Source organism: Kineosporia sp. R_H_3 (genome assembly GCF_002198675.1).
Lineage (GTDB): Bacteria > Actinomycetota > Actinomycetes > Actinomycetales > Kineosporiaceae > R-H-3.
In genome coordinates, this window is the sequence record NZ_MWLL01000085.1 from 92,290 (window position 1) to 105,284 (window position 12,995).

Below are 12,995 nucleotides of genomic sequence, written 5' to 3' on the forward strand. Positions count from 1 at the left end.
CGTGACGGTTCTTGCGGAGCAAGATCGGCAGGGCCACCCTCGTCGTCCACGGACGTCCGGACGGGAACCGGGCGCCGTCGACGCCCGGGGGGCCGGGCGGCTTGGGGGATCCACATGTCCGGACGTACGCCTTTCCATGCCCGCAGATCGGTCCGCGTCGGCGCCGCGGCGACGGCCTCGGTCCTCGTCGCGGGCGGGGTGCTCGCGACGCAGCTGTCGCCGACGACCGCGGCGACGGGCACGTCGAAGCTGACCCGTGAGCAGGTCGCCGAGACACTGCTCGAGCGCCGCGGCGAGTTCCTCTCCCCCGGTGCGCTCGCCGGGCTGCGCTTCCTCGCCGGCAAGAACCGCCCCGGCGGCCTCGTCGGCGAGGGCGACGAGCCCGCCGCCGGCCGGGCCGGTGCGGCCACGCAGGGTGCCGGCGCCGCGGTCGCGTCGGCGGGCCTGCAGAACGTCCGCGTCAACGATCCGCGGACCGACACGACCCTGGAGCAGACGACCCAGAGCGAGACGGCGATCGCCGTGAAGGGCAAGCGGGTCGTCGTCGGGTTCAACGACTCCCAGCACGTCTACCCCGGCGGCTTCCTCACGGCGGCGGCGAACCTCACCGGGGTCGCGTACTCAGCCGACGGCGGCAGGACCTTCACCGACGCGGGCAACCTGCCGCAGGGACCGGGGCAGGTCAACCTCGGCGACCCGTGGCTCGGGGTGGACCGCAAGGGCGTCTTCTACTACTCCGAGCTCGTCATCAGCGGCGAGTCCGGCGGCCTGGAGATCGGCGTCTCGACGTCGAAGGACGGCGCCCGGTGGACGGTGCCCGTGTACGCCTCGCCCAACGACCCGGCGCTCTTCTACTCCGGTGACAAGGAGGCCCTCACGGTCGGCCGCTCCAAGGCCTCCGCGGCCAAGGACACCGTGTACGTCGCCTGGGACGACTTCGTGGACGACGGCCAGGGCGGCTTCTTCGCGGGCCTGCCCGTCGCCCGCTCCGAGGACGGGGGCCGGACGTTCCAGCTGGCGTACGCGGACAAGATCACGAGCGACCCGTCGAGCTGCAGCTTCGGCCAGTACATCGGCTCGCAGCCCAGCGTCGACCCGGCCACCGGCGACCTCACGGTCGTCTCGGTGCGCATCGCCGTGGACGACCCCACGTGCGAGGGCGGCACCGAGGTCTTCGACATCGTCTCGGTCACCTCGAAGGACGGCGGCGCGACCTTCAGCGAGCCCGTCGTCGTCGCCACCGTGAGCGACTTCGCGGCCATCGACCTCGGCCCCGGCCGGGTGGCGCGCAACCTGCCGCTGCCGACCGTGACCCGCCTCGGCAGCACCCTCGTCACGGCGTGGAACGAGGGTGCCCCGGGAGCGTCGCGCACGCTGTGGTCGGCGTCGAAGGACGGCGGCGCGACCTGGAGCGCGACGGTGCCGGTACCCTCGCCGGCCGGCGAGGACTTCCAGCCGGCGCTGTCCGCGGACGCCGCCGGGCTGCACCTCGCGGCGTACCACAAGAACCCCGACCTCACGGTCGACGTGCTGCTGTCCGACTCCAGGAACGGGACGGCCTGGACGACGAAGCGGGTCACGACGAAGGCCTTCCCCGGGGTCTTCAACAACCCCCAGTTCGACCCCGTGATCGCGACCGGGTACATGGGCGACTACATCGCGAACGTCGCGACCGACGGCCGCCTCTACCTCGCCTGGGGCGACAACCGCGACATCGTGAAGAACTCGCTGTGGCCGGCCGGCCGCAACGACCCGGACGTCTTCTTCGCGAAGCGCTGAGGCGTCGCGGCACCTGCTGCCGCGTGCCCCGACGACGGGCCGCCGCACCCCGGTGCGGCGGCCCGTCCGCGCGCCCGGCCTGCCACACTGCGCCCCGTGGACGCCTCCCGGCACGACCGCGCCCTCGCCGCGCTCCTCGGCCTCGCCGTCGGCGACGCCCTGGGGATGCCGACGCAGGAGCTGTCCCGGGCCCGCGCCGAGCAGCTGCTCGGTGCCGGCCCGGTCCTGCTCGAGGGCCCGGCCGACAACCCGGTCTGCCCGGGCCTGGCGGCCGGGTCGGTCACCGACGACACCGCGCAGGCGCTCCTGCTCGCCCGCCTCCTCGTCGACGGCCACGGCCGGGTCGACCCGCACGACCTCGCCGACCGGCTCCTCGGCTGGGAGACCGCGATGGCCGCCCGCGGTTCGCTCGACCTGCTCGGCCCTTCGACGAAGGCCGCGCTGCTCGCCGTCCGCGGCGGCGCCGACCCGGCGACGACGGGGCGCGCCGGCACGACGAACGGTGCGGCGATGCGGGTCGCACCGGTCGGGGTCGCGACCCCGCCGGAGCCGCTCGCCGCGCTCGTCGACGCCGTCGTCGCGGCCGGGCAGGTCACGCACGACACCGGGACGGCGCACGCCGGTGCCGCGGCGGTCGCCGCCGTCGTGGCCGCCGGGGTGGACGGCGCCGCGTTCGACGCGGCACTGCCGCTCGCGGTCCGGGCCGCCCGCGAGGCCGGCCTGCGGGGTGCGCGGCCGGACGACCAGGACGTGGCCGGGCGGATCGAGGCCGCGCTCGCCCTGGTCCGGTCCGGTGCCCGCGGCGGACGGCCGGCGGCGGACGGCGGGAGCGCGCTCCTCGACGCCGTCGCGACCCGGGTCGGGACGACGCTCGCCACGCACGAGTCGGTGCCCGCGGCGTTCGCCGTCGCGGCGCTCGCGGCCGGCGACCCGTGGCGGGCCGCGTGGTTCGGGGCCCGGCTCGGCGGTGACGCCGACACGGTCGCGGCGATGGCCGGCGCCTGCGTCGCGGCCTGCACCGGGACGGCGGCCCTGCCGCCCGACGTCGTCGCGCAGGTCGTCGCGGTCAACGGGCTCGACCTCGGCCCGCTCGTCGAGGGGCTGCTCGCCCTGCGCGCGGCGCGATGAGCGCCGGCACCCCGGTGGCGTGGACCGCGGCCGGCACCCCGCTGCTGCGCCCGACCCGCCTCGTCGGCCTCGCGAGCATCCTCGTGGACGTCGCCGTCCGGCTCCCCGCGCTCCCCGAGCGCGGCGGTGACGTCGTCGCGGACGACGCCGGCCGGGCGGCGGGCGGCGGCCTCAACGCGCTGGCCGCGGCGGCCCGGCTGCGACTGCCCGCCGCGTACGCGGGGCCGCACGGCACCGGCCCGAACGGCGACAGCGTGCGGGCGGCCCTGGCCGCCGACCGCGTCGTGCCGCTCCTCGTGCCCGCCCCCGGCGCCGACACCGGCTGGTGCCTGGCGATGGTCGAGCCGGACGGCGAGCGCACCTTCGTCACCGTGCCCGGGGCCGAGGCCCGGCAGCGCGGCGACCGGCTCGCGACGCTGCGGCTGCACGACCGGGACGCGCTCTACGTCTCCGGGTACGACCTCGCCTACCCGGACGCCGGCCCGGCGGTCGCGGCGTTCGTCGCGGGGCTGCCGCCCGCCGGGCCCGCGGGCGGGCCGCTCGTCGTCCTCGACCCCGGTCCCCTCGTCGCCGACGTGCCCGCCGCCCTGCTGGCCGCGGTCCTCGCCCGGCTCGACCTCGTCACGCTGTCCCGCGCCGAGGCCGAGGTGCTCGGCCTGGACGACGACCTGCACGCCCCGGGGCTGCCCGCCGGGGCGGCCGTCGTGCTCCGGGCCGGGGCGCACGGCGCCCGGGTCCGGCTCCCGGGCGGCCCGGTCGTCACCGTCCCCGGCGTCCCGGCCCCCGGGCCGGTCGTCGACACGAACGGCGCGGGCGACGTCCACACCGGCGCTCTCGTCGCCGGGCTGTCGCGCGGGCTCGCGCTGCCGGCCGCGGCGGCCCTCGCGAACGCCGCGGCGGCCGTCTCCGTCACGCGGCCGGGTGCGAACAGCGGCCCCACCGACGCCGACCTGGCCGACGGTGCGGACCTGCGCGTGCCGGGAGCCTGACCGCACAGACTGTCGGCCGGGTCGTCGGCCGGGTCGTCGGCCGGGTCGTCGGCCGGTCTCGTCCTCGTCGGTGCCCGCTGCTACGTTCACGCCGTGCCCGCCGGTCCCTCCCCCGCCGTGGCCGCCGACCCGTACGGCGCCGCGCGCGACGCCGCGCGCGCCCTCGCCGTCGCGACCGGCGTCGAGAAGCACGACGTCGTCGTCGTCCTCGGCTCCGGCTGGGCCGGTGCGGCGCGCGCCCTCGCCGACCCGGGCAGCGCCCCCGTCGAGGTCGACGTCACCGACCTGCCGGGCTTCGTGCCGGTCGTCGCCGAGGGCCACGTCGGGCAGGTCCGGTCGTCCGTGCTCGGCGGCCTGCGGGTGCTGACGTTCCTCGGCCGCACGCACCTGTACGAGGGGCGCGGCGCCGCCCAGGTCGTGCACGCCGTCCGGACCGCGGCGGCCGCGGGCTGCCGGCTCGCCGTCCTGACCAACGCGAACGGCTCGCTGCGCCCGGAGTGGGGCACGGGCACCGGGGTCGTCCTGCGCGACCACCTGAACCTCGCCGACGCGACGCCGCTCGTCGGGCCGCGCTTCGTCGACCTCACCGACGCCTGGTCCCCGCGCTGGCGCGGGCGGGCGCTCGCCGCGGACCCCGACCTCGTCGAGGGCGTCTACGCCATGCTCCGCGGCCCGCACTACGAGACCGTCGCCGAGGCGCTCATGCTCCGCACGCTCGGGGCGGACGTCGTCGGCATGTCGACCGTGCCCGAGGCCATCGCGGCCCGGGAGGCCGGCCTGGAGCTGCTCGGGCTGTCCGTCGTGACGACCGTCGAGGCGACCGGTGAGGTCATCGACGGCGAGGAGGTCGTCCGGGTCGCGGCAGCCGCCGCCACCCGGTTGGGGGGTGTCATCGCCACGGTGCTCACCGGGGCGACCGACCTGACGCCGGCCGGCACCACGGCCGGGAGGGAGAGCACGCCATGACCGAACCCGGCAGCGTCGCCGCCGGCCCGACCGTGACCGCGGGCGGCGTCGAGCAGAACGGCATCAACGTCATCGCGGAGTCCGAGCGCAAGGGCACCCCGCGCGACCTCTTCTGGCCGTGGTGCGCCGCAAACATCTCGGTGCTCGGCATCGGCTACGGCACGTACATCCTCGGCTTCGGCGTCTCGTTCGCCCAGGCGCTCGTCGCCGGGCTCGTCGGGATCGTCGTGTCGTTCCTCCTCGTCGGGCTCGTCTCCCTGTCCGGCAAGCGCGGGTCCGCCCCGACGATGATCACCTCGCGCGCGGCGTTCGGGGTCCGCGGCAACTCGCTGCCCGCGGCCGTCTCCTACCTGCTGCTCGTCGGCTGGGAGACCGTGCTCTGCGCGCTCGCGACCCTTGCGACGGCCACGGTCTTCGGCCGCCTCGGCTGGGGCGACGGGAACGTGACGAAGGTGCTCGCCTTCCTCGTCGTCGCGGCGGTCATCGTGTTCGCGGGCGTCTTCGGCTTCGACGTCATCATGCGGCTGCAGACGATCCTCACCGTCGCGCTCGCCGTCCTCACGGTCGGGTACGTCGTCCTCACCCTCGACCACGTCGAGTGGTCCACGGTCGGCGCGATCCCGCACGGCTCGACGCAGACCTTCGTCGGCGCCCTCGTCTTCGTCATGACCGGGTTCGGGCTCGGCTGGGTGAACTCCGGCGGCGACTACTCGCGCTACCTGCCGCGCGCCGCGTCGGGCCGCGGCGTCGTCGCGTGGACGACCGTCGGCGCGAGCGTCGCCCCGCTCGTGCTCGTCCTGTACGGGCTGCTCCTCGCGGGCAGCGACCCGACGCTCGCGGAGGCCATCGGCAGCGACCCGGTCGGCGGCCTCACGACGATCCTGCCGACCTGGTACCTCGTGCCGTTCGCCCTCGTCGCGATCGGCGGTCTCATCGGCGGCGCCGTCCTCGACATCTACTCCTCGGGCCTGGCGCTGCTCACCCTCGGGCTCAAGGTCCCGCGCTGGGCCGCGGCCGGCATCGACGGCGTGATCATGGTCATCGGCACCGTGTACTTCGTCTGGGTCGCCGACAGCTTCTTCTTCCCGTTCCAGGGCTTCCTCATCACGCTCGGGGTGCCGATCGCCGCCTGGTGCGGGATCTTCCTCGCCGACCTCTTCCTGCGCCGCCGGGACTACGCCGAGGCCGAGCTGTTCGAGCCGCGGGGCCGCTACGGCACGGTCAACGCACCGGCCGTCGCGACGATGGTCGTGGCGACGGTCGTCGGCTGGGGCCTCGTGACGAACACGTACGCAGGCTGGCTGGGGTGGCAGGGCTACCTGCTCGAGCCGCTCGGGCTCGGCTCGAAGGCCGACGGCGCCTGGGCGTTCGCGAACGTCGGCGTCCTCGTCGCGATCGTCCTCGGCGCGGCCGGGTACGCGGCGCTGTCGTCCGGCGCGGTTCGCCGCCAGGAGGACCGCGCCTGAGCGCACGCCCGGTGTGACGAACGAGGTACGAAGGGTCCTCTCGCGCGGGTGCCCGGCGGCGGTAGCGTCGCGGCACCGGACCCGCACGAAGGGGGTGGCCTCGTGACGACGTCGTCGAAGAGCGCCATGACCGCACTCCAGTGGCAGCTCGCACGGGACGCCGCACAGCACTACGCGCAGGTGCTCGTCCCCGCCTACCTCGGACCGGCCGCCCAGGCCGTCGTCGAGCGGGCCGCCCCGAGCGGTTCCGAGACGGTGCTCGACGTCGGCTGCGGCACGGGAGCAGCGGCGGCGGCCGCGCGCGACCGGCTCGGTGCCACCGGCCGCATCGTCGCGGTCGACGTCAACCGCTACATGCTCGACGTCGCCCGCGAGGTGCTCGGCCCGCACGACGGTGCAGCGCCGGTGGACCTGCGCGAGGGGGACGCCCGCCAGCTGCCGCTGCGCGACCACTGCGTCGACGTCGTCGTGTGCGCGAACACGCTGCAGTTCGTGCCGGAGCGGGCCCGGGCCTGCGCACAGATGGTCCGGGTGCTCGTGCCCGGCGGCCGGGCCGCCGTCGGCACCTGGGCCTCGATCGAGGAGAACCCGTACTTCGACGCCCTCGCACGCGCGATCGACCGCACGATGGGCCCCCAGGTCGCGACCCACCTCACGTCGGCCTGCACGCTCGGCTCCGCCCCGGAGCTGTGGGGCGCCCTGCGCGCCGGCGGGTTCGAGGACATCGCGGTGGAGAACGTCACCCTCGACGTCACCCTCGGCGACCTCACGACGTTCGTGCCCCGGCACCTCGCCTCGACCCCGATGGCCGCGGCCTTCCGCGGTGCCGGCGACGAGGCCGTCCACGACGTCGTCGAGCAGGTCGTCGGTGCGCTCGGCGGGGCGGCCGGCAGGTCCGTGCCGTTCCACCTGCTCGTCGCCGGGGCCCGCTCCCCCGCGGCCTGACCCGCCGGCCACGCCCGTCGGTCGTTAGGCTCACCGGCGGAGGTGCGTCGTGACGGTGCTCTGGGTGGTCCTCGTCGTCGCCGGGCTCGCGGTCGTCGGGTACGGCGCACGCGTCGCGCTGCGCGGTCCCGCCGAGCGGGCGAGCGGCGGCGGGTACGCGTTGTTCGGCCTCGGGGTCGGCGGTTACGCGCTCGGCCGCCTCCTCGGCGAGGACTGGACGCTGCTCACGTGGCTGTGCATCGCCGGTCCGCTCCTCGCCTACTGGGGGAGCCTGCCGGGGCGCCCGGGGGCGACCGGTCCGGGCCGGGCGGCGGGCTCCGGCGACGGCGCCCCGCCCGCGGTGTGAGAAGTCCGCAAAAGGTCTGCGCGGTTCTGGCGCGGGCCCCGTTCTTCGACCATGCTAAAAGGTTCCTACCGAACTAATCGGGCACGGTCGTCGAACAACCGTCGAGCAGCCGTCGGTCATCGCAGGCGCCCCGGCCCCGGTCAGGAGCGCCGCCATGCTGCAGGACTTCGCGGCCGCGTCCGTGCTCGTCGTCGACGACGAAGCGGCCGACCTCGCACTGCTGGGACGTCTCCTCACGAGACGCGGACTGCACAACCTCCATCTCGAGCAGGACGCCCGCCGCGCACTGTGCCGGCTCGACGGCCTCGCACCGGACCTCGTGCTGCTCGACCTCGAGATGCCCTGGGTCGACAGCCTCGCCGTCCTCGACGGGCTGCGCCGGTGGGCGGCCGGCGCCTACCTGCCGGTCGTCGTCCTCACGTCCGACCCGACGGCGCCCGCCCTCGAGGCCGCCCTGGCCCGCGGCGCGACGGACTTCGTCACGAAACCCTTCAACGGCACCGAGATCACGCTGCGGGTGCGCAACCTGCTCGAGGCCGGCGAGCTGCACCGGACCCTGCAGCGACGCCTCGGCGACGCCGACGCCGACCTCGAGCGCGCGATCGGCGTGCCCGGCGGCGGGCCGGGCAGCGAGGTCGACACCCGGGAGCGGATCGGCGCCGTGCTGTCCGGCGGCGACCTCAGCACCGTCTTCCAGCCCGTCGTCGACCTCGCCGACAGCGCCGTGGTCGGCTACGAGGCGCTGGCCCGCTTCGCCCCCGGCACGCCCGACACCGCGACGTGGTTCTCGGAGGCCGAGGGCGTCGGGCTCGCGGCCGACCTCGAGCTCGCCGCGGCGCACCACGCCGTCTCGCAGACGCCGCAGCTGCCGCAGGAGGGGTTCGTCGCGCTCAACGTCTCCCCCGCGACGCTCGTCGGCGGCCGGCTCCACGAGGTCGCGCTCGTGCCCGGGACGCTGCGCGGCTCGCCGGTCGTCGTCGAGCTCACCGAGCACGTGCCGGTGTCGGACTACGACGCCCTCGCCGCCGCCTTCGCACCGCTGCGCGAGGCGGGTGCGCTGCTCGCGCTCGACGACACCGGCGCCGGGTTCGCCGGGCTGCGCCACCTGCTGCACCTGCACCCGGACATCATCAAGCTCGACATCTCCCTCGTGACCGGGATCGACGCCGACCCGGCCCGCCGGGCCCTCGCCGCGGCGCTCGTCGCGTTCGCCGACGACATCGGCGCCCAGGTCGTCGCCGAGGGCGTCGAGACGCCGGCGCAGACCGAGGTGCTCGCGGGTCTCGGGGTCCGGTGGGGCCAGGGCTGGCTGCTCGGCCGGCCCGCGCCGGCGTCCGCCTGGCACTGACACCGCGGTCCTGGCCGCAGGACCGGTGTCGCGGACCGTGTTGGACGGATCACATCGAAGGTGCCTTTGCGCCCGATCGGGGGAGGCCGGCGGCTCACCTTCAGTAATCTTCCAGTCGATTCACAGGCCGGCCGTCGCAGGCCGCAACGGACGAGGGAGCTGCGTGGCACGGGTCAAGGGTTTCGACGGTCTGCGTGCCATCGCCGTCCTCGCCGTCCTGCTCTTCCACATCGACCTCGTCGGCGGCGGCTGGATCGGCGTCGACCTGTTCTTCGTGCTGTCCGGGTTCCTCATCACGACCCTGCTCATGCGCGAGCACGCACGCACCCGCCGCATCGCCATCGCCGACTTCTACGTCCGGCGGGCCGCGCGGCTCTACCCGGCGCTGCTCGTCATGGTCGTGGCCTGCATCCCGTTCGCCGGGTACCTCGGCTACAAGGGTGACGCCGAGGGCTACGTCGTGACGGCCGCGGTCGCCCTGACCTACCTCTCGGACGTCGCGATCCTCGTGTCGGGGCACGCCTACGGGCGCCTCACCCACACGTGGAGCCTCGCCGTGGAGGAGCACTTCTACCTGCTGTGGCCGCTCGTCGTCGTCCTCCTCCGCGGCCGGCGCCGGTTCGTGCTCGCGGCCGCCCTCGGCGGCGCGACCCTCTCCTTCCTCGCGACCCTGCTGGGCTCCGGGCGCACCGTCTTCGACAAGGGGGTCCCGGTCGCGTACTTCGCGCCGCACACGCGGGTCTTCGAGCTGCTCCTCGGGGCTGCGGCCGCCGCCCTCGTGTTCTCGCGCGCGGGCCACGGGCCCGGGCGTCAGCTCGACCGGCTGGTCGGCGGTCGCGTCGGCGGCGTCCTGCGTCCGGCGGCACCGGTGCTCGCCCCGCTCGGCCTGCTCGGGCTGGCCGCGGTCATGGCCTACGCCGGCGTCGTCCCCCGCAGCGAGGGCTTCACGCTCCAGCTCCTCGCCGCCGGCCTGACGTCCTGCCTGCTCGTGCTGGGCGTCTACCTCTCGCAGGGGTCCGCGCTGGTCCGGGCGCTGGAGTGGGCACCGCTCGCCTGGCTCGGCACGGTGTCCTACGGCGTCTACCTGTTCCAGTCGCCGATCTTCAAGGTGGCCGGCCACTACTTCGGCGCCGGTCCCGTCACCGACCTGCTCGTGTGCGTGCCGCTGACGATCGGCGCGGCCGCCCTGTCGAGCCGCTACCTCGAGAGCCCCGTGCGGGACTGGGCACGGCGACGGCTCACGGCCTCCGCTCCGCACGCGCCGCTCCCCCAGCAGCAGGGGCACACCGCTGCGGCGGCCAAGGTCGAGGTCGACGCCGGCTCGGTCCGGTAGCGGCTCGCTCCGTGGCGGGCCGGTCGGTCAACCGACCTGTGCCGCGGCGGCGCGTCCCGCCGTCCGGCCCGAGAACAGGCAGCCGCCGAGGAACGTGCCCTCGAGCGCGTTGTAGCCGTGCATGCCGCCCCCGCCGAAGCCGCTGACCTCGCCCGCGGCGTAGAGCCCGGGCACCGGGGCGCCGTCCGCCCCGAGGACCCGGCCGTCGAGGTCGGTGTGCAGACCGCCCAACGTCTTGCGGGTCAGCACGTTGAGGCGGACGGCGATGAGCGGGCCGGCCTTCGGGTCGAGCAGCCGGTGCGGCGTCGCGACCCGGACGAGCCGGTCGCCGCGGTAGGCGCGCGCTCCGCGGATCGCGGTCACCTGGGCATCCTTGCCGAAGGGGTTCGCCAACTGGCGGTCCCGCCCCTCGACGAGCGCGCGCAGGGCGCTCTCGTCGATCGCGGGGACCTCCGGGTCGGCGAGCGCGTTCATCCCGCGGACGAGGTCGGTGAGCGAGTCGGCGACGACGAAGTCCTCGCCGTGCTGCTTGAAGGCCTCGACGGGGCCGGGGGCGCCGGGGCGGACCCGGGAGAGCAGCAGCCGGACGTCCTTGCCCGTGAGGTCGGGGTTCTGCTCGGAGCCGGAGAGCGCGAACTCCTTCTCGATGATCTTCTGCGTGAGCACGAACCACGAGTAGTCGTAGCCCGTCGAGCGCAGGTGCCGCAGCGTGCCGAGGGTGTCGAACCCCGGGAAGAACGGCGCGGGCAGGCGGCGCCCCGCGGCGTCGAGCCAGAGCGACGACGGGCCGGGCAGGATCCGGATCCCGTGGTTGTCCCAGATCGGGTCCCAGTTCCGCAGGCCCTCGACGTAGTGCCACATCCGGTCCGGGTTGACGACCGTGCCGCCGGCCGCGGTGGTGATGGCGATCATCCGGCCGTCGACGTGCGCGGGGACGCCGGCGACCATCCGGCGCGGGGGCGTCCCGAGGCGCTCCGGCCAGGCCTCGCGGACGAGGTCGTGGTTGCCGCCGATCCCGCCGGACGTCACGAGGACGGCCTGCGCCGAGTACTCGAAGGAGCCGACCTCGGTGCGGGACGACGCCGTGCCGCGAGCGGCGTCCGACGGCTCGAGGAGCGCACCGCGGACGCCGGTCACCGCGCGGCCGGACGTGACGAGCCCGTCGACCCGGTGCCGGAAGCAGAACCGGATCCGCCCGGTCGCCGCGTGCTCGCGGACCCGGCGCTCGAACGGCGCGACGACCCCGGGTCCGGTCCCCCACGTGATGTGGAAGCGGGGCACCGAGTTGCCGTGCCCGTCCGCCCGGCCGTCACCGCGCTCGGCCCAGCCGACGACGGGGAAGATCCGGTGGCCCATCTGCCGGAGCCAGGCCCGCTTCTCCCCCGCGGCGAAGTGCACGTAGGCGGTCGCCCACTGCCGCGGCCAGTGGTCCTCGGGGCGGTCGAACTGCGCGGAGCCCGCCCAGTCCTGCAGGGCGAGCTCGAGCGAGTCCCTGACGCCCATCCGGCGCTGCTCCGGCGAGTCCACGAGGAAGAGCCCGCCGAGCGACCAGAACGCCTGGCCGCCGAGGTTCTGCTCCGGCTCCTGGTCGAGCAGCAGCACCCGGCGGCCGGCGTCCGCCAGCTCGGCGGCCGCGACGAGCCCGGCGAGGCCCGCCCCCACGACGACGGCGTCGGCGTCCACGTCTCTCCTGTCGGTCGCTGCTGCCGAGGGCCCGGCGTGCCCTCGGCGGAGAGTCTCCCCCATTCGGACATCCTTTCCGGGCCGGCCCCCGGGGCCTCACCGCGCGTGGCAGCGTCGTCACGGTCGGACGACGAGGTCCGCCGACGTGAGGGATGACGAGGCGAGGCAGGCATGGCACAGGTCTCCGGTCCGCAGTGGGCTCCGGACCCGTACGGGCGCTACGAGCTGAGGTTCTGGGACGGCTCGGCCTGGACCGAGCACGTGAGCCGGCACGGGGTCCAGGCCCGCGACCCGCTCGCGCCGGTCGCACCGGTCGTCCCCGTCGTCCCCCTCGTCCCGGAGCGGGCGTTCGGGCAGGAGCCGTTCGCCGAGCTGCTGCCCCGGTCGCCCGGACGGGCGGCGGGCGTCCCGGGCCACACCCGGCAGGGCGCCGGGTCCGCGAAGGCCCCGCGCCGCAAGGCCGTTCCCGTGCTGCTCGCCGCCGGCGCGGCCGCAGCCGTCATCGCCCTCGTCGCCTCGCTCGGCGGCGGGCCTTCGACGCCGACCGCCTCGTCGACGACCGACAGCATCCAGCCGCTCGCCGCGATCCCGACGCAGACGTCGTCGACGACGGCGAAGGCGGCGCCGTCGGCCTCGAAGGCGACGTCCCGCACGACGACGAAGGCGGCCGCGAAGAAGACGTCACCGACGACGACCGAGGCCACGACGACCACGACGAGCAAGAAGCCGCGGACGACGACCACGACGAGGGCGAAGGCGAGCACCACGAGGCCGAGGTCGACGACGTCCACCCGGCCGAGGACGACGACGTCCACGAAGCCGGCCGCCAAGGACTACGCGAACTGCACCGCGATGCACGCCGACTACCCGCACGGCGTCGGCAAGCCGGGAGCGGTCGACCGCACGACCGGCGCCCCGCCCGTCACCGACTTCGTCCGGAGCACCGCGCTCTACGCCGCGAACGCCGAGAGTGACCGCGACGGCGACGACATCGCCTGCGAGTCGCACTAGG

11 protein-coding genes are annotated in these 12,995 nt (G+C 75.5%); 10 read left to right on the forward strand and 1 reads right to left on the reverse strand.

All coding sequences use genetic code 11. The features are described from left to right. Positions 1 to 114: 114 nt before the first annotated feature. The 9 genes from ECOMGDLI_RS06500 (at position 115) to ECOMGDLI_RS06540 (ending at position 10,300) form a co-directional block, all read left to right on the forward strand. Positions 115 to 1,779, forward strand: coding sequence for a sialidase family protein (locus tag ECOMGDLI_RS06500; RefSeq protein WP_088315255.1), 1,665 nt, complete (start codon positions 115 to 117; stop codon positions 1,777 to 1,779). A 96-nt stretch (positions 1,780 to 1,875) separates the two neighbouring features. Continuing rightward, a complete protein-coding gene (locus ECOMGDLI_RS06505; protein WP_088315257.1) occupies positions 1,876 to 2,907 on the forward strand; it encodes an ADP-ribosylglycohydrolase family protein in 1,032 nt (343 codons plus the stop codon). Beyond that, on the forward strand, positions 2,904 to 3,896 hold the full coding sequence (locus ECOMGDLI_RS06510) for a PfkB family carbohydrate kinase (RefSeq protein ID WP_088315259.1): 993 nt from the start codon (positions 2,904 to 2,906) through the stop codon (positions 3,894 to 3,896). The genes ECOMGDLI_RS06505 and ECOMGDLI_RS06510 overlap by 4 nt, the downstream gene beginning before the upstream one ends. Positions 3,897 to 3,989: 93 nt before the next feature. Then, complete coding sequence (locus ECOMGDLI_RS06515) at positions 3,990 to 4,862, forward strand: purine-nucleoside phosphorylase (protein WP_088315261.1); 873 nt, start codon at positions 3,990 to 3,992, stop codon at positions 4,860 to 4,862. After that, on the forward strand, positions 4,859 to 6,328 hold the full coding sequence (locus ECOMGDLI_RS06520) for a cytosine permease (protein ID WP_088315263.1): 1,470 nt from the start codon (positions 4,859 to 4,861) through the stop codon (positions 6,326 to 6,328). The genes ECOMGDLI_RS06515 and ECOMGDLI_RS06520 overlap by 4 nt, the downstream gene beginning before the upstream one ends. A 102-nt stretch (positions 6,329 to 6,430) precedes the next feature. Further along, positions 6,431 to 7,273 carry a class I SAM-dependent methyltransferase gene (locus tag ECOMGDLI_RS06525; protein WP_143447547.1) on the forward strand — a complete coding sequence of 281 codons (843 nt, stop codon included), beginning with the start codon at positions 6,431 to 6,433 and terminating at the stop codon, positions 7,271 to 7,273. A 49-nt stretch (positions 7,274 to 7,322) separates the two neighbouring features. Further along, a complete protein-coding gene (locus tag ECOMGDLI_RS06530; protein ID WP_088315267.1) occupies positions 7,323 to 7,619 on the forward strand; it encodes a hypothetical protein in 297 nt (98 codons plus the stop codon). A 154-nt stretch (positions 7,620 to 7,773) separates the two neighbouring features. Beyond that, the gene (locus ECOMGDLI_RS06535; protein ID WP_088315268.1) at positions 7,774 to 8,967 is read left to right on the forward strand and encodes an EAL domain-containing protein; all 1,194 of its coding nucleotides are present in this window, start codon (positions 7,774 to 7,776) and stop codon (positions 8,965 to 8,967) included. Positions 8,968 to 9,130: 163 nt separating this feature from the next. After that, a complete protein-coding gene (locus ECOMGDLI_RS06540) occupies positions 9,131 to 10,300 on the forward strand; it encodes an acyltransferase (protein WP_158220919.1) in 1,170 nt (389 codons plus the stop codon). A gap of 27 nt (positions 10,301 to 10,327) precedes the next feature. Here ECOMGDLI_RS06540 and ECOMGDLI_RS06545 read toward each other — a convergent pair whose 3' ends face one another. Beyond that, entirely contained in the window at positions 10,328 to 11,983 is a 1,656-nt protein-coding gene (locus ECOMGDLI_RS06545) for an FAD-binding dehydrogenase (protein WP_088315272.1), read from the reverse strand. A 171-nt stretch (positions 11,984 to 12,154) separates the two neighbouring features. Between ECOMGDLI_RS06545 and ECOMGDLI_RS06550 the strand changes: the two genes are divergently transcribed. Further along, a complete protein-coding gene (locus tag ECOMGDLI_RS06550; protein WP_088315274.1) occupies positions 12,155 to 12,994 on the forward strand; it encodes a DUF2510 domain-containing protein in 840 nt (279 codons plus the stop codon). Position 12,995 lies beyond the last annotated feature (1 nt).

Coding starts and splice junctions, on each gene's coding strand:
- ECOMGDLI_RS06535 (WP_088315268.1), top strand. CDS start 7,774: ATGCTGCAGGACTTCGCGGCCGCGTCCGTGCTCGTCGTCGACGACGAA.
- ECOMGDLI_RS06510 (WP_088315259.1), top strand. CDS start 2,904: ATGAGCGCCGGCACCCCGGTGGCGTGGACCGCGGCCGGCACCCCGCTG.
- ECOMGDLI_RS06500 (WP_088315255.1), top strand. CDS start 115: ATGTCCGGACGTACGCCTTTCCATGCCCGCAGATCGGTCCGCGTCGGC.
- ECOMGDLI_RS06520 (WP_088315263.1), top strand. CDS start 4,859: ATGACCGAACCCGGCAGCGTCGCCGCCGGCCCGACCGTGACCGCGGGC.
- ECOMGDLI_RS06550 (WP_088315274.1), top strand. CDS start 12,155: ATGGCACAGGTCTCCGGTCCGCAGTGGGCTCCGGACCCGTACGGGCGC.